The sequence below is a fragment of the Sorangium sp. So ce385 genome, from assembly GCF_051474135.1.
In the GTDB taxonomy this organism is placed as follows: Bacteria; Myxococcota_A; Polyangia; order Polyangiales; family Polyangiaceae; genus Sorangium; species Sorangium cellulosum_D.
Genome location: NZ_CP150337.1, coordinates 11,200,666 through 11,216,765, shown reverse-complemented (window position 1 = coordinate 11,216,765; position 16,100 = coordinate 11,200,666). Strand labels below are relative to the sequence as shown.

General features: G+C 69.8%; 11 protein-coding genes and 1 pseudogene. 7 read left to right on the top strand and 5 right to left on the bottom strand.

Features of this window, described 5'->3' with window-relative positions; genetic code table 11:
• The first annotated feature begins 262 nt into the window (after window positions 1-262).
• The 3 genes and pseudogenes from WME83_RS41005 to WME83_RS40995 all read left to right on the top strand — a co-directional run bounded on the left by WME83_RS41005 (window position 263) and on the right by WME83_RS40995 (window position 4,489).
• On the top strand, window positions 263-385 hold the full coding sequence (locus WME83_RS41005) for a hypothetical protein (protein WP_267898722.1): 123 nt from the start codon (window positions 263-265) through the stop codon (window positions 383-385).
• A gap of 684 nt (window positions 386-1,069) precedes the next feature.
• Window positions 1,070-2,463 (top strand): annotated as a pseudogene (locus WME83_RS41000) (transposase).
• 841 nt (window positions 2,464-3,304) lie between these two features.
• A complete protein-coding gene (locus WME83_RS40995; RefSeq protein ID WP_437315148.1) occupies window positions 3,305-4,489 on the top strand; it encodes a poly(ethylene terephthalate) hydrolase family protein in 1,185 nt (394 codons plus the stop codon).
• A 25-nt stretch (window positions 4,490-4,514) separates the two neighbouring features.
• Here WME83_RS40995 and WME83_RS40990 read toward each other — a convergent pair whose 3' ends face one another.
• The 4 genes from WME83_RS40990 to WME83_RS40975 form a co-directional block, all read right to left on the bottom strand.
• Complete coding sequence (locus tag WME83_RS40990; protein ID WP_437315147.1) at window positions 4,515-4,835, bottom strand: glycoside hydrolase family 30 beta sandwich domain-containing protein; 321 nt, start codon at window positions 4,833-4,835, stop codon at window positions 4,515-4,517.
• Window positions 4,836-4,950: 115 nt separating this feature from the next.
• The gene (locus WME83_RS40985; protein ID WP_437315146.1) at window positions 4,951-6,174 is read right to left on the bottom strand and encodes a sigma factor; all 1,224 of its coding nucleotides are present in this window, start codon (window positions 6,172-6,174) and stop codon (window positions 4,951-4,953) included.
• An 885-nt stretch (window positions 6,175-7,059) separates the two neighbouring features.
• A complete protein-coding gene (locus WME83_RS40980; protein ID WP_437315145.1) occupies window positions 7,060-8,598 on the bottom strand; it encodes a hypothetical protein in 1,539 nt (512 codons plus the stop codon).
• Window positions 8,599-9,193: 595 nt separating this feature from the next.
• On the bottom strand, window positions 9,194-9,610 hold the full coding sequence (locus WME83_RS40975; protein WP_437315144.1) for a hypothetical protein: 417 nt from the start codon (window positions 9,608-9,610) through the stop codon (window positions 9,194-9,196).
• A 473-nt stretch (window positions 9,611-10,083) separates the two neighbouring features.
• Here WME83_RS40975 and WME83_RS40970 point away from each other — a divergent pair, with 473 nt between their 5' ends.
• Complete coding sequence (locus WME83_RS40970) at window positions 10,084-10,455, top strand: hypothetical protein (RefSeq protein WP_437315143.1); 372 nt, start codon at window positions 10,084-10,086, stop codon at window positions 10,453-10,455.
• Window positions 10,456-10,949: 494 nt separating this feature from the next.
• Here WME83_RS40970 and WME83_RS40965 read toward each other — a convergent pair whose 3' ends face one another.
• The gene (locus WME83_RS40965) at window positions 10,950-11,351 is read right to left on the bottom strand and encodes a hypothetical protein (RefSeq protein ID WP_437315142.1); all 402 of its coding nucleotides are present in this window, start codon (window positions 11,349-11,351) and stop codon (window positions 10,950-10,952) included.
• A 28-nt stretch (window positions 11,352-11,379) separates the two neighbouring features.
• On the opposite strand from WME83_RS40965, the gene WME83_RS40960 reads away from it, so the two are divergent.
• The 3 genes from WME83_RS40960 to WME83_RS40950 all read left to right on the top strand — a co-directional run bounded on the left by WME83_RS40960 (window position 11,380) and on the right by WME83_RS40950 (window position 16,075).
• Entirely contained in the window at window positions 11,380-12,363 is a 984-nt protein-coding gene (locus tag WME83_RS40960) for a glycoside hydrolase family 43 protein (RefSeq protein WP_437315141.1), read from the top strand.
• A gap of 224 nt (window positions 12,364-12,587) precedes the next feature.
• Complete coding sequence (locus WME83_RS40955; protein ID WP_437315140.1) at window positions 12,588-14,798, top strand: family 43 glycosylhydrolase; 2,211 nt, start codon at window positions 12,588-12,590, stop codon at window positions 14,796-14,798.
• A 128-nt stretch (window positions 14,799-14,926) separates the two neighbouring features.
• A complete protein-coding gene (locus tag WME83_RS40950; protein WP_437315139.1) occupies window positions 14,927-16,075 on the top strand; it encodes a multiheme c-type cytochrome in 1,149 nt (382 codons plus the stop codon).
• Window positions 16,076-16,100 lie beyond the last annotated feature (25 nt).

Below are 16,100 nucleotides of genomic sequence, written 5' to 3'. Positions count from 1 at the left end.
CGGCCAGGCCGGCGTGCGACATGCGGGCGCGCTGGCACCTCAGGTCCACCGTGGTCCGCAGCGCCTTGGTACCGCGGGTCGGAAATCCCGCCAGGATTCCGCTGCGGGGGCGAACCGTCGCGGACCGTCGCTTTCTTCGGGATTTCAGGGGGGCGTGACGACGGATCGCTCGCCCTCGGGAGGGATGGCCCCAACCCCGGCCCAACCGCCGAGCCCTGGGCCCGGAGAACTCGCGACGGTCGATCCATCGCCTCGAGCCGCCGTGGTTGCGTCGCTCGCCGCCACCCTGAGCCGAGCCGTCGCCCTCGGGGATGACGTGGCGGCCCGGGTCGTGCACGAGGCGATCGGTCAGCTGCTCGGGCTGCCGGTGGCACCGAAGCGGTGAGCAAGCTTGGGCCGAACGTCGAGCCCGCCGCTCGCGTCGACTCGCTGCCGGAGCCTTGCCGCTCGCCAGTGCCCGCAGGCTCTACGGGGATCGCCCGCGCGCGGCGGTTGCGTGCCGAAGCGCCCCGGAGGCATCCGGAAAGTGATGCCGGCAAGCAGCAGGCCTGTGCCGGGAGGCAAGCGCGGCGGCGTGCGCAGGCGACGACCCTCTCGCCGCGATGCTGCATGGCGACGCCATGGCGGAACTGCGGACGCCACGGGGAGCGGTAAGAAAACGAGTGGCGAAGCGGCTCCTGCATGCTGGCGCGGAGGCGGCACGCGCACCATGCGCCTCGGCGCCAGAGAGCGCAGATGCAAGCACGTGCCTGGCACGCTGCTCATCCATGGTCCCGATGAGAGGCATGACCATCACCTGCTCGGTGATCGGGATCATCGCGTGCACAGCTCCGCTAGCCGGCTCTGCTGCACCCGGATGCTCTCCTCCTGCAACGCTGCGCGCTCGCGCTCTCGCGTTCTCGCGCGCCGACATATCGAGCGCGAGGCGGGTGCTCGGCGAGCGCCTCCGCCGCCGCGGCAGCGAGCGTCGCGGCCCGCCGCCCCCCGGCCCGCCGCTCCGCCATGGCGCCGCCATGGGCGATAGCCCGGCGGGTTGTCGAAATTCGCGGCGAAAACGCGCCCTCACCGCGTGGCGTGCGGCGTGCGGTGTCGGCGCCGTGTGGCCAGCGCGGCTCGCACCACGGGCGTCGTCTACGAGCGCCGTCGCCCCGAGAAGACGACGCTCTACGAGATCGTGCGCGACAACGTGGAGACGCTGTACGGGGCCATCGACGACGGCGCCATCGCGGTCCGGATACCCAAGCACGCGAAGAAGGAGATCGAAGCCTACCTCGACTGCGGGCTGCTCTGCCGCGGGTTCGCGCGGCTCCGGTGCGAGCGCTGCGAAGAGAGTCGGCTGGTGGCCTTCAGCTGTAAAGGACGCGGTTTCTGCCCGTCGTGTCTGGGCCGACGCATGTGTTCCACGGCGGCGAACCTGATCGAGGACATCCTGCCCGAGGTGGCGCACCGTCCGTTAGTGTTGACGTTTCCGTTTCCGTGGCGGCGCAGGCTCGCCCAGGACGGGGCGTTGTTCGGCGTGCTGACCCGCCTCTTCGTCGAGAGCGTGGAGCGGTTCTACGAAAAACGCGCCGCGCGCCGAGGCGCGTGCGGCGCGGTCAAGAGCGGCGCGGTGACCGCCGTGCAACGCACGTCCGGCGACATGCGGCTCAATCCGCATCTGCACGTGGTCTTCCTCGACGGGGCTTATCACGAAGACGGCACCGAGCTCGTGTGGAACGAACTCGGTCATCTTCCAACTCGCGCGGTCGGTCAGGTCATAGAGCACGCCGTCGGGCGGATGCTCCGTTACCTTCGGCGGCACGGGCATCTCGAAATCGAGCACGACGTCGAGGAGGACGGCGAGCCCGAGGCAGCGCTCTGTGCCTCCGCCGTCTCGGGACGAGAGTCGCGCCACACGTCGTCGCCCCGCAATGGCTCCGCGGGCTCTCGCCGTCTTCGCCGAGCGCGCTCGCGTACGACAAGCCGCTGTGCGCTGCGCTCGATGGCTTCACCTTGCACGCAGCGACGCGCGCCGGTGCGCACCATGCCGCGGCGAGGGAGGCGCTGCTGCGTTACGTGCTGCGACCCCCGATCGCCAAGGAGCGCGTCGAGCCGCAGCAGGACGGCCTGGTGCGGCTGTCGCGGAGGCGCGCCTTCGCTGACGGGACTGTCGCGGTGGACATGGATCCGCTCTCGCTCCTGTGCCGCCTCGCGGCCAGCGTCCCGCCGCCGCGCTTTCACACCGTCAAGTACGCTGGCGTGCTCGCCTCGGCAAGTCGCCCACGTTGGCGCGCAAGCGCATCGGACCGCGCCCTGCGAAGCCAGAAGAGCCTACGAAGGCGGACGAAGACGCCGCTTCGAAACGCAAGCGTGGCGGCTATCGGGCGGTCGACAAACCGCGCCGAGCTCTTGCGCCGCACATTTGCGATCGACGTCCTCGAGTGCCCAGCTTGCAAGGGGCGGATGAAGCTCGTCGCCGCATAGCGTCTCGCGACGCGCCTCCCGGGCCAGACCAACGCCCGGACGGACACGTGTGCCCACGGCACGCCGATGCGCCCCTTAGCGCGCTCGGCGCCGCCCGGACCACGCTCTTTCGACCCAGGACCGAGCCATCACGACGCTCGCGGTCCCACCCTTTCGGTTTGCTGCGCACCGCTTCTTCGCGCTGCGATCCGGCTTCTTTTACCTACGCGCCTGCTGGATGGGCTCCTTCTGGCGACGTCGCCTCGCGTCGAATGGGCGAAGCTTTTGCGGCGGACTTACGCAGTAGATGTTCTCGCGTGCCCGCGATGCAGCGGGCGGATGCGACTCATGGCCGCGATCACGGACAAGGCGACGGCGAGGAAGATCTTGAGCCACCTCGGTCTGTTCGCCGAGCCGCTGGAGTGCCGCGCGCGGTACCCGGCGGACCCCGCGTGACGAAACTGAAAGGGGAGGGACGCTGCTCGACGACGTGGCCGGGGGGAGGTCTGCCCTGAGGTGCGTGCGCCGGCCATCACGACGCGCCGCGAACCGCGACGGCGGCCGTTTGGACGAGCTCAGTAGTGTGCAGCTATACGGTAGAATTCCTTCCGCTTGGTGCCAGTAGTGTACAGCTATACGGTAGGATGCCTTCCGCTTGGTGCGATGTCGCGGTAATCGCAGGCGTTTCACGAGTGGAAGGCCCGTCTGATCGCATAAGGCCCGTTCTGTCGATAAGCTCGTACAGTCGGACTGCACGAGCCAGGAACGGCTCCGAGAATCTTGACTTTGCGGAACGCATTTGCTTGTCCTATCCGCCAAAGCGCTTGACGACGCTGAGCGGCTGGGCGAGGACAGAGTCACCATGAGGCGTTGGCTACTGGCTTTGGGCGTGTGCGTTTCCACCGCGGCGTGTGGTAACGGATCGAATGGGGACGCTGCCGCGAGCGGGGGCGCGGTTGGCACGGGCAGCGGGGGCACGGCCTCCGGTGGTGCGACGGGCTCTGGGGGAACGGCCGAAAGCGGCGGCGCATCCAGCGGCGGCGCATCCAGTGGTGGGGCTGGCGGCTCGGCGTCGGGCGGCTCGAGTGGGGCCACGGGTGGCGCGGCTTCGGGCGGGCAATCGGGCAGCGGCGGCCAAGGAAATGCCGGAAGCGGCGGCACGACCGGTAGCGGCGGCTCGGTCGGTAGCTGCGTCGGCGACCCGTTCCCCACGGCCGATCCTACCAAGACGGGCCCCTTCTCGGTCACCGCAGACAAGAACGTCGGCCCCCTCGCCGGCGTCGTTCCCGATCCGATCTATGGGGACGAGCAACAGCGCTTCAACGTGTACCGCCCGAGCAATATCGCAACCAGCGGCCACTGCCATCCGATCCTGATCTGGGCCAATGGCTACCGGGACAATCCGGAGCAGAAGCCGCCGAAATGCGTCGTCAACTCCGGCAGCAATCAGTGGTGCGGACAATACGGACCGATCGTCAACCATCTCGCGTCCCACGGTTTCGTCGTGGTGGCTTCTCTCAGCACCGCGACCGCCGAAGGCGATCCTCTTCCCACGACCGCGGGCCTCGATTGGATCTTGGAACAAGCCGAGGATGCGAGCAGCCCGTACTATCACGCCCTCGACACCACGAAGATCGGCCAGCTTGGCCATTCCTATGGGGGCATGTCGACTTGCATGACGGCCTCCGATCCCCGTTTCTCGGCCCTCGGCACGATTTGCGGCACCAGGGCCCTCGAGGGAGTGCACACCCCCATGTTGTTCTTCTGCGGGGGGAAAGACTCCACGGTGAAATGCAGCGGGGTCCACGATGTCTTCAAGACGGTCACCGATCAGCCCGCGTTTTTCCTCAACGAGCTCAACGCGGATCACGGTAGCTGGGTCTATCAGGGCGCAAATGGCGTGTCCCTGTCGTCGGCCGCGGCCTGGTTCCGCGTTCATCTGATGGATGACACAGCGAACAGGAACTTCTTCTACGGCGACAACTGCAAGTTCTGCACCGATGGCCGCGTGCAAGCAGAGCAGAACGCCCTGATGAAGGTCCCCTGAGCGACGGGGCCGATCTGGCTAGGCTTCACTGACTCACGAACGTCGTCACGCTCATGGCTTCGAGGGCCATCGGGAGCGTGGCGTCCGTTACGGTGACGGGAGTTCCTTCGGCCCAGTTCTTCGAAGCGGCGGTCACGAAGGGGACCATCGCGCTTGGCGCGGTGCCGCCTGCGAAGGCGAGGGGAACGGTCTGGGCGGAGGTTGTCTCGTTGATGGCGACGACGACGACTTTGCCGCTGTCGTTTGTGTAGGCGCTGACGAGGACCCTTTCCGGGAAGACGCCGGTGACGGCGACGCGGTGGTAGCATTGATGTCGACGCCAGTCTGGCGTGGAGCGTGTGGTCATTCGACCCCAGCCTGTCGTCCGCCTCACGCATCGACCTCGCGCGCCGCCCGCAGCATCGCGATCGCGGGCCGCGGCAGATCGGCGGACACGCGCACGCGACCCGCCGGCTACCGGCTCACTTCCTGGACGACTCGGGGGGGACCGAAGGCGCTGCCGGCCGGGCCGGGGGTATCGATGCGGGCGTCAGCGTGGGCGTCGGCGCGGGGATCACGTTCGACGTCGGGCCGGGGGCGACGTGCGTTCGCGCAGGCGCCTTTTGCTCCGGCATCTTCTGCTGGTCCAACGAGCCCGGCAAGGGCGAGCCGTTCGGCGCCAGCGACCGCGGGGTCGCCGCCTCCGGCGCCGCCATCGCGGGGGGCGTGGGGCGCGGATCGCTCGACCCGCCCTGTACGTCGAGCGCCTCGTGCGTCCGCTCGCGCGCCCCCTGCACCTCCGGCGCGCGGTCGCCTGCCGGATCGAGCCGCGCCGCCTCGTCCAGCTGCGTGAGACAGGGCTGGAAGTAGCCCACTTCGCACGCCCAGAGCGCCTGGGCGCGCAGCTGGCGCGCGGTGTCCAGCGGCGTTACCTCCTGCTGGGCTCGAGGTCTCGATGCGGGCGTCTGCCTGGGCTTCGGCGCGGGGACCACCTGCGACGTCGGGCTCGGGGCAACGGGCGTTCGTGCAGGCGCTCTTTGCTCCGGCATCTTCTGCTGGTCCGACGAGCCCGGCGCGAGCGAATCGATCGGCGCTGACGACGGAACCTCGAGGCGCGACGGCACCGGCTCGGGGCGGAACGCGATCTCCTCTTTCGGCCGCCGGAGGAGGCGCGCGACGAGGAGGGCGAGGAGCGAAAGCGCTGCCACAGCTGCGAGCTCCGCGAGCCAGCGCTCTCGCATCCAGCGGCGCATGCGCGACACCCGCTGCCGCACGCGGGCCGCCGGGACATGCTCCGCTGCGGCGATGCTCTCGAGCTTCTCCCCTTCACCCTCGCGCGCCATCCAGTCGAGCGTCTGCTCCGCGTCGCGCGTCGACGCGGCGGCCTGCCGTTCGGCCCAGCGCGCGAGCTCGCGTGCCTCGATCGGCGGCGGCGCGACCGGCACCTCCGGCAGCTCTGCGACGCTCTCGCGGGCCGATCGCCGGAGGTGGCGGGCCACCTTGTGGCGAGCGATTCCGAGCAGCCAGCACCTGAACTCCGCGGGCTCTTCGGGGCAGGCTTTCGCCGTGAGCGCCTCGCAGAGCACGGTCTGCACCACGTCCTCGACGTCGGCCCCGGACATGCGCCGCCTCGCGAAGTCCGTGAGGGTCCGGCGGAGGTCCGGATCGGCGAGGGGGGAGCGCGAGCGGATCGAACATTCGTCCATGTGGCAGCTCATCGAACTCTGAATGGCCCGGGGCGCGCAAAGTGTGACACGCGACGGGCGAAATGAAACGGGCCCCCCACACGCGACCACCACCAGTCACGCCGGCCCACCGCCGCGCCTTTGGCTGGCCTCCCGCCGGCAGGACGACCTCTCGCGCGCGCCTCGCCGGGCATCTCCTGCTCCGGACGCTGCGCGCTGGGCGCGAGGCACAATCGTCTCGAGAGGAACCGCCGCGCTCGGCGCATGTCAGGGCGCACGAGGCGCGGCCGCCCGACTGTTGACTGGTGAATGTCGGCCCCCGCGATCGTCGATCACCGAAACAGCCCGCGACCGCGTCGTTTCCCTGCTGTGCTTGATCACGCAGCGCGACGAGGACCCGAGCACGCCGGACCGTCCGCAGCTTCCTCGAATGAGCTCGCGGTGACGCGCTGGACGCCCTCCCGGCTCTCCGGAGAGGGCGGCTGCTGACGAACGCGTGGCAACGGATCTCGTTGCGTGTTCGCGTTCTCGCGCCTCACGAGCTTCCCGATTCACCGCCTTCATGACAAGCCCCTCCGGGCCGACGAAAGCACCCCCCGGAACAACACAGCTCGTGGATGACGGACGATGAAGGCAGCCCAGGAAATCCTCGATTTCTACACGCGCCCCGCGGCGATTACGTCCGCCGGCGCCCACGCGCCCCGGCTCGACGAGCTGCCGCGCGACGTCCCCTCGCTCGTCCGGGTCGAGCAGGGCCTGCTGCTGAACCAGCACTGGGCGCAAGCGTACGGCGTGGAGCTATCGGACGAGCGCCGCAACGAGCCCCACCTCCGTCCGGTCAACCGGATGCTGCATGGGACCGCGCACAGCCCGCGGGCGAGGATGGCAGAGGGGGCGGCGCGCGTCTCAGTCGCCTGGCGCGACAGGGGCAAGGAGCGAGGTGTCGATGCGCAGGGCGCGCGCCGTGTAGGGCCCCATGGGAGACGCCTGCGTGCGCACCGCGACGGTGAGCTCCGCGCCGAACGCGGAAGCGTGGACGAGCGGCTGCTCCCGGCTCGACTCGATGTAGCCGTTGTTCCCGAGCGCGGGGAGCGGCACCACCAGCGTGACCTCCGGGGCGCCTCCGGCCGACGGCACGCGCACGAGGCGCAGCTCGCCCCGGCTTTCGTCCACCGCGACGTCGCCGGCGCACACGAGCGATCCGTTCATGTTCTGCACCTCGTAGTCGATCGTCCAGTCGATATGGCTGATCACGACCGCGATCCATACGTCGCCATCGCTCGTGCGCGCGGCCGAGAAGGCCGACCACCCGAGCCCCGAGGTCACGTCGTGGCATTCGGCCGGGCAGCCGCCGGTGGGCTCGCTGAGGTCCGCGGGCTGCCAGCCGCGCGAACATTCGAGCGTCGGTGTCGCGGTTCCGGGGATCGCGATCTCGTCGAAGCCGGCGCCCTCGGCGGCGCTCGCCAGCCGCAGCCCGTCGGGGTGCTGCACGACCGCGGCGACGCGCGGAACCATCGCTTCCCCGGCGGGCTGCGGCGGCGCGATGACGCCGTAGTCGAGCGGCCCTATTCCGGCGACCGGAGCGCCGAGGCTCCGCTCCGTGGTGCCATCGAGCACCTTGAGCTGCCAGCTCAACGAATCCGCCTCGGCGAACCCAAAGGCCAGCGGCGCGCCGTCCGGCGCGAGGTCGAAATGGGTCCAGTCGCTGCGGCTCGGCCGGCTCGCCGGCACGAGGTCCCAGGTGCCGCTCGGCGCGCGCGTCGCGTGGACGAAGCGGTCGGGCTCGTCCGCAGCGAACCAGATGTGCGGCTCGCCCCGGGAATCCATCGCGAAGCCGTACACCGGCACGGCCTTGTCCTCGGGGTCGAACACCGGCTGCTCCTCGGTCGCGCCGCCGGCGAGCGGCAGGAACACGAGACCGCCGGGATAGGCGCCTGGGCTGGCCTGCGTCTCATCCGCCGCGGCGTACGCCTCTCCCTCCGGCGAGAGCGCCACGTGCATGTAAATGGCCTCCATGTCGAGATCGCGTTGCGTCGCCCCCTCCTGGTCGAGCTCGAACAGCCGCGTCGGGTCGTTGCCGAGCGCCACGAGGTACGTCGCGCCCGCCGCCGGCACGGCCATCACGCCGCCGAACGCAAAGTTGGACTCGGTGCAGGTCACCTCCACGTCGAGCGTGATCGCGCAAGGCGCGTCCGCAGGACAGGCGTCGTCGTGGTTGCCCGGCCGCGAATCGCACGTCACCGCCGCGCCGCCCTGACCGCCCGCGCCGCCCTGACCGCCCGCGCCGCCCTGACCGCCCGCGCCGCCCTGACCGCCCGCGCCGCCTGCCGCTTCTGCGCCTGGCGACCCCTTGATATCGATCTGGCACCCAGCCGTCAGCCACAGGCCGGCGAGGATGCCGGCGCTCAAGATCCATTGGTCGCGCGAATTCAATTGTCTTCCCATGATCGATCGCCTCCTTGAGATGCGTGGCCACTCAAATGCGTGGCCACTCCGCAACAAACGCGCCATTCGATTTTCTGCGCAATGGCCACGGTCACACTCGATACTCGTGCCCCCACGCGCCATGGCAACGACGTTCACAATTGACAGATTGTGCCGCCTTGTGCCGCACGCGATCCGCTGGAGCTCGCCGATGGGCAGCCCCTCCTCTCCTCGGCGACGGGCTCGCTGGCGGCGAGGGGATGGTCGGCTCCAACCGGACCCTGCAGGGGCTCCTCGGAGCCACATCCGGTGAAGCTCCACGACGCCTGGAGAGCAAACCAACCTGAGCCAGGAAGACAGCTGAGCGGCGTGACACAAATTCAGCAGGTGCCCTCGCCTGTGCATTGGTAGATCCTATGTTCTCTTGCCCGGCCGTGAAGCCGGGCGATGAGGGGCTCCAGTTGTCGCACTTTGCCCTCGGGCTCGTGCTACGGAGGTGCGCCGAGCGGCGTCGCTGCGACAGATGGTCAGCTCGCCGTCCAGGTGCCATTCATCATTTCGCAGATCGGCTTCGCTATATCCTCCGCGAGCGACTCCGAGTTGTAATAGTGCAGCGTCATCGTCCTGAGCATCCTCGCCCATCGCGCTCCGGGGGAACCTCCTGTCGTAGGCGTCGAGCGCCGAGAGGCACCCCGCCGCGTCGCCGGCGCGCCCCGGCCCGGCGCGCGTTCGCCGCGACCCCCAGCGCCGTCCCGAGGAGAAACGAACGCTCGCGGCCGGGCGCCATCTCGCTGAGCTTGTGGTACGCGATCAGGAAGACGTGCTGCGCGGCGTCGTGGGCCGACCCGGCGGGGACGCCCAGCCCGCGCAGCGAGCGCCAGATGACGTCGAAATGCGCGTCGACCAGCGCGCGGTAGCGCTCCGCGGAGGGCGGCGGCGCGCCCTGCTCGGCGCGCTCCGCGTGCGCCGTCATGGCCGCGTCGCGCGCCGCCTCCGCGCGCGCAGGGTGGTCGGCTGAGGTCGCGCTGATCATGGTCTGCTGCAGCTATGTTCGGAGGCGGGCGCCGGGATCACGAAATCGTGAGCCGATGCGAGCGGCGGGCTCGACGTTCGGCCCAAGCTTGCTCGCGCCTCCGGTGCCAGCGGCAGCCCGAGCAGCCGGCCGAGCGCCTCGTGAACGACCTGGGCCGCCACCTCATCCCCGAGGGCGACGGCGCGGCTCAGGGTGCTGGCGAGCGAGGCGACGACAGCAGCCCGAGGCGACGGATCGGTTACGGCAAGCTCCCCAGGCCCGGGGCTTGACCGCTGGGCCCGGGTTGGGCCCATGCCGCGCGAGGGGGGCGAACCGTCGTCACGACCTCCCCAGATCCCTGGAGATGCGACGGATCGCGACGGTTCGCCCCCGCGGAATAGTCCCGCCAGGATTCCTGAGGCGACGAGGCGGGCGCGGATGAAATGCGGCGTGACGGACGAAGAGCGCGCGCGAGCCCCGCGCTGGTGTCACCCATGGCGAGGAACAACGGCGAGCCGCTTGGCCGACAGCACATCTATCATGATCTGAACGTCCCGCAGGTGTCGCTTCGGATCGCCCGCGACAAGGGAATCCCCTTCGTCGACCTGATGGCCTCCAGCGCCGCGTGGGTGGACAACATCGGGCGAGCACAGGCCAGAGCCTTCTACGCGACCGGCGACGCCACGCACCCGAACGAGGAGGGGGCGAAGGCGTTCGCCGAGATCGCCGCCGAGGGTGTCCGGGCGCGAGCTCCGGGGCTCGCCGTGCGGCAGGCGCGTCGGGCCTGCATCGAGGTGGATGGGCTCCAGGGAACCGGCGGCCGTGAGCTCGTCGCCGGGCCATTTCGGTTGACGCCGCCGTTGTGAACGCTCACAATTGCTCTCGAACGACCTTTTCGCTTTGTCCAGGACAGGCCGTCACGCGCGCAGCGCGCTCGTCCTCGGGCCCGATCCCGGCACGGCTCCGCTCGCCTGGTCATCGCGGACAAAGGTGCATGAACACTGCGCTGCGCAACAGGGTGGGCACTCCGTGGTCCGACATCGTCGCACGAAACCCGTGAGCTCCCGAGTCGCTCGGGATCAGGTTCAGACATGAGAAGGCAAAGCCGGCCGAACCCGCTGTGGACCAGGATGTGCACGCCTCGCCCGCTCGAGCGCCGGAGCACCTCACGCTAGCGCCCATCGGCGCAGCAGCTACGCGCGAAACCGAGGAGCGAGATGGCACGTTTGGGAAGCAGCTCGAGAGCGCGATTCCTAGTGGCGCTCTTATGGACTAGCGGGTGCAGCGACCCGGTGACGACGACCGACAGAGACGCAGGACCCGACGCCGAGCCCTCCGCGTGCTCCGAGGGCACCTGGGATCACGATGGCGATGGCGCGACGAGCTGCGTCGCATGGACAGGCTGCACCGCAGGCACCTTCGCGAGCGCCGAGGGCTCGCCTACGGCGGACCGGCGGTGCACGGCGTGCCCGGACGGCACCTTCAGCGACACGATGAACGCGCCGAGCTGCAGGATGCACACGCCCTGCGCGCCTGGGACGAGGCAGACCGCGCCCGGGACGAGCACCACGCCCGCGCGGTGTGACGCCTGCTCGCCGGGCACGTACTGCGCAGGCGGGGCCGCCGCGCCTGTCGACTGCGCGGACGGCACCTGGGACGACGACGCCGATCCCGCAACGACGTGCGTCGCGTGGACCGACTGCGTGCCAGGGGAGCGCGTCGGCACGGAGGGGAGCAGCACCACGGACCGCAGCTGCCTCAAGTGTACGAACGGCGAGCACTCGGCCTCGATGAACGCAAGCAGCTGCTCCCCGGGTGCCTGGGTGCTGAGCTACTTCGGGCCGAATCAGGACCTGTCGAGCGACTCGCTGCACCTCGCCTACAGCACCGACGGGCTTCACTGGTCGACCCTCGCCGATGGACAGCCTGCGTACCAGCTCACCGGGATGGGAACGAATCACATCCGAGATCCGTTCCTGTTCCGCAAGAACGATGGCACGTACGTCTATATCGCCACGGACTGGACGCTCTCAATCAACGACGCGAACTACTGGAACCACCCGAGCTCCAAGATCTTCGTGGCGGACTCGACCGATCTCATCACCTTCACGAATCCCCGGTTGATCACGCTCACGAACCTTCCGGGCCCCGGGGCCACCCCGATGCACGCCTGGGCCCCGGAGGCTTACTACGACCCCGATCGTAAGCTCTATGCGATCATCTGGTCCGGGAACGACACCACGGGCGCGAACCGCATCTACGTCAGCTACACCGAGGACTTCGTCACCATCGTCAACCCGACCCCCGACGTGCTCTTCGATCCGGGCTACAGCGTCATCGACGCGACGATCACGCAATGGAACGACCGCAACTACCTGTTCTTCAAGGACGAGACGGACAGCAGCGGGAGCGCGCTCACAGGATCGGGCAAGGACATCCAGATCGCGCGCTCCTCGACGCTCGCGCTCGATCCGGCGACGTTCACGCGATGGAGTCCGGACTACATCACCCGGGGGTCGGCCCAGAGCAGGAGACGAGCGACGGAGGGACCGTTTGTCATCAAGGATCCGCGGGAGAGCCGATGGTACCTGTTCGCCGACTACTACCTGAACGGCGGTGTGTTCGGGTGCTGGAGCACGACGGATCTCGACGCGGATCCGGGCTCTTGGACGGAGCTCCCGAGCGCGCAGTACCGCTTTCCGTCCGGCGTGCGCCACGCGAACGCGGTCCGGGTCACGCAGGCGGAGCTCGACGCGATCATCGCCCACGACTGAACATCCTACCGGATCCGCAGCACCTACAGCGAGGCGAGCGTGCCATTCCACGTCGCCGAAGGGGCCGCATGTACGCCGGGCCCTCGTCTCGATATTTTCACTGATGGTTAGAGTCACCCCTCATCATGCGCGCACCGAAATCTCCCCACCCAAAGGGCACTTCCCTCGCTGCGCCACGCGTCGCGCTCACGGCGGCAGCTTGCGCCTTCGCCGCATCGCTCGTGGTGATCGCGTGCTCGGACGGGCCCTCGACCGACGCGCCGGACGCGTCGACCAACTCATTGCGGATCATGACGGCGGGCACGGCGCTCAGCACCTCGGAGTCCGGCGGGCGGGTGACCGTGAGCGTGGCGCTCGACGCCGCGCCGAGCGGGCCTGTCACGGTGCCGGTCTCGAGCTCGGACGCGACCGAAGGCTCCGTCTCCCCGGCGACCATCTCCTTCACGGCGGAGGATTGGAGCACCCCTCGAGAGATCACGGTCACGGGCGTTGACGATGCGGAGAGCGACGGGGATCAGAGCTTCCGCGTCCGCTTCGGGCCCTCGGTCTCTGCAGACCCAGCGTGCGACGGCCTCGTCGCGGAGTCCGCTGACATCGCGAACACGGACGACGACGGTCCAAGGACGGCGGCGATCGTCGTCAGCGACCCGTCGGGGACCCTCGCCGAGCGCGGCGCGCCCGTGACGTTCACCGTGCGCCTCGCATCGCAGCCGAGCGCGCCCGTGACGATCGCCCTCACCGTCAGCGACACGACCGAGGCGACGCTGAGCCTCGCGGACCTGACGTTCACGGAGGCGGACTGGAGCGCGGCGCAGACCGTGACCTTGAGCAGCGTCGATGACTGGCAGGCCGACGGAGCTCAGCCCGTACGCGTCGCCTTCGGCGCACCGGCCAGCGAGGACCCCGAGTATGCGGCCCTCGCCGCCCCCGCTGTTCTCGAGCTCTCCAACCTCGACGACGACGTCGGAGGCGGTTACCATATCCGCACGACGCACACCGAGGGCGCCCCGCTCTACGTCGCGCATTCCTATTATCACGCGATGATCACCAACCTCGACGACAGGGCGAACAACCAGGTTCCTGACGACTTCCAGTGGAGAGTGGTGCCCGGCCTCGCGAACCCGGACGATCCGACGCTGGTGTCGTTCGAGTCTGTGGGTTTCGGCGGTCGCTACCTGCACGTCGACAGCGCGAACTCGACCCGGTACCCGCTGCAGAACGAGACGTCCAACCGGGCTGGCGGGCTCTGGCAGACCCCACCCGAAGAGAGGAGTCACCTCCTGTGGCTCGACGTGCTCACGGATACCACCACGTTCCGGAGGGACGCCACGTTCCGGGTCGTGCCCGCGCTGAACGGGGATCCGACGATGGTCTCGCTGCAGTGGTACTCAGATGAGACACGTTATCTCCGGCACCTGAACTACCAGATCCATGCGCACGCGCTCGACGGCACGGCGGTCGAGGACTCGGAGGCGTCGTTCGCGCTCGAGCCGCTCGGCTATTTGATCTCGCAGCGCGCTGATCCCCACATCAAGCGGCACACGGACGGTTACTACTACTACACCGCGAGCGTGCCGACGTACGATCGCATCGAGATCAGACGCGCGACCACGATACGAGGCCTGGCCAACGCACCCCCGAAGGTCGTCTGGACGAAGCACGCGACCGGCCCGATGGCGGCGCACATCTGGGCGCCAGAGCTGCATTTCATCGACGGCAAGTGGTACATCTACTTCGCCGCCGGAAGCTCGACCGACATCTGGGCCATTCGCATGTATGCGCTCGAGAGCTCATCGGCCAACCCGATGGATGGCGGGTGGATCGAGCGAGGGCAGATCGTGACGGACTCGGACACCTTCGCGCTCGACGCGACGACGTTCGAGCACGGCGGCAAGCGCTATCTCGTGTGGGCGCAGGAGGACCCCAGCGTCGCGGGCGACAACAGCAGCTTGTTCATCGCGGCCATGGTGAACCCGTGGACGCTGGCCAGCCCCAACGTGCGGATCGCCAGACCCGAGCACGCCTGGGAGACGGCGGGGTTCGCGGTCAACGAAGGTGCTGCCGTGCTCGAGCGGAGCGGGCGGGTCTTCATCAGCTACTCAGCGAGCGCGACGGACGCCCGCTACTGCCTCGGCCTGCTGACGGCGAGCGCGACGGCCGACCTGCTGAGCGCCAGCTCGTGGACGAAGAGCGAGAATCCAGTGTTCGTCAGCGCGAACGGGCTGTATGGCCCGGGCCACAACTCGTTCACGACCTCGGCGGATGGATCGATCGACGTGCTCGTGTACCACGCGCGGAACTACGAGAAGATCACGGGGGACCCGCTCTACGACCCGAACCGTCACACGCGCGTCCAGCGGCTCGAATGGAATGCAGACGGCACGCCGAACTTCGGCGTGCCGCTCCTGAACGGCGCGACTACGATCGGCGATTGACTGTTTCGGCCCGCCATGGCGTTGCCAGGCATCATCGCGGCGCGCGCCGCGCCGGCGGAGCGGCCGGCGTCGCTCGGGAGTCTCGGGCGTGACGCCGCGGCGGGGGTGTTGTAGCGGTAACGATCGCTGTGCGGCGCTCTGTCCCTGGCCTTGGCGTGCTGATCGCGGTCGCCCTCGTGGGCGCGTGCGCCGCCGCGCCGGACGCGCCCGCGCGGCCGCGCGGCGAGGTCGGGGCGCCGGCCGGCAGCGCGCTGGCTGGGGCCGCGGAGGCGGCGCGGGTGCCCATGCCGAGGCCGGCGCGGGCGCGGCTCGGGGCGGCGGCGATCGCGAACCAGGCCTGCGCGGGGTGCCACGAGGAGGTGGCGCGGGAGTGGCGCGCGTCGCTCCACCACCGGGCGAACACCGAGCCTGCGTACCGGCGGGCGTTCGCGATCGAGCCGATGCCGTTCTGCCGGGCTTGCCACGCGCCCGAGGCGAGGCCCGAAGAGCCAGAGCCGGAGGCGCTCGGGGCGCTCGGGGTGGGGTGCGTGACGTGCCACGTGACGAGCGACGGCGAGGGCGAGCTCGCGGGGCCGGCGGCGGCGCCGGTGCTCGCGGCGCCGTGGGCGGGGAGCGGGGCGCCGCCGGCGGCGCCGCACGCGGTGATCCGGGACGCGAGGTTCGGGGGCGCGGACGCGTGCGCGGCCTGCCACGAGTTCGCGTTCCCCACGGCGCGAGGGCGGTCGACGGCGGAGCTGATGCAGTCGACCCTCACCGAGCACCGCGCGTCGCCGGCCGCGGACCAGCCCTGCGCGGCGTGCCACATGCCGCGCGGGCCGGGGCTGCGGCGCAGCCACGGGTTCGCGGGATCGCGGGACGAGGCGCTCGTGCGGAGCGCCGTGGCGGTGACGGCGCGGCGGCGCTCGGCGATGCGCGTGGCGGTGACGCTCGCGCCCGCGAACGCGGGGCACGCGTTCCCGACGGGGGATCTGTTCCGGAGGCTCGAGGTGTCGGCAGAGGCGCTCGGGCCCGACGAGCTGGTGCTGGGGCAGGAGGAGCGCTACCTGACACGGCACTTCGTGCTGCGGCCGGGGACGATCGGGCGGAAGCTCGTGGCCGACGATCGGGTGCACGCGGAGCCCGTGACGGTGGAGCTCGACGTCGGGTCCGCCGGCGAGGGGCGGACGATCGCGTGGCAGGTGGCCTACCAGCGGGTGGCGCACCCGAACGGGGTGGACCTGCGCGACGCGGAGATCGAGGGCGAGATCCGGGTGGCGTCGGGGAGGCTCGCGCCGTGAGCGGACGCGGGATCGGCGCGGCGGG

Excerpts from the sequence above, each read along its gene's own strand:
- WME83_RS40975 (WP_437315144.1), bottom strand. The coding sequence starts at position 9,610 with ATGATCAGCGCGACCTCAGCCGACCACCCTGCGCGCGCGGAGGCGGCG.
- WME83_RS40990 (WP_437315147.1), bottom strand. The coding sequence starts at position 4,835 with ATGACCACACGCTCCACGCCAGACTGGCGTCGACATCAATGCTACCAC.
- WME83_RS40970 (WP_437315143.1), top strand. The coding sequence starts at position 10,084 with ATGGCGAGGAACAACGGCGAGCCGCTTGGCCGACAGCACATCTATCAT.
- WME83_RS40995 (WP_437315148.1), top strand. The coding sequence starts at position 3,305 with ATGAGGCGTTGGCTACTGGCTTTGGGCGTGTGCGTTTCCACCGCGGCG.
- WME83_RS40985 (WP_437315146.1), bottom strand. The coding sequence starts at position 6,174 with ATGGACGAATGTTCGATCCGCTCGCGCTCCCCCCTCGCCGATCCGGAC.
- WME83_RS40960 (WP_437315141.1), top strand. The coding sequence starts at position 11,380 with ATGAACGCAAGCAGCTGCTCCCCGGGTGCCTGGGTGCTGAGCTACTTC.
- WME83_RS40980 (WP_437315145.1), bottom strand. The coding sequence starts at position 8,598 with ATGGGAAGACAATTGAATTCGCGCGACCAATGGATCTTGAGCGCCGGC.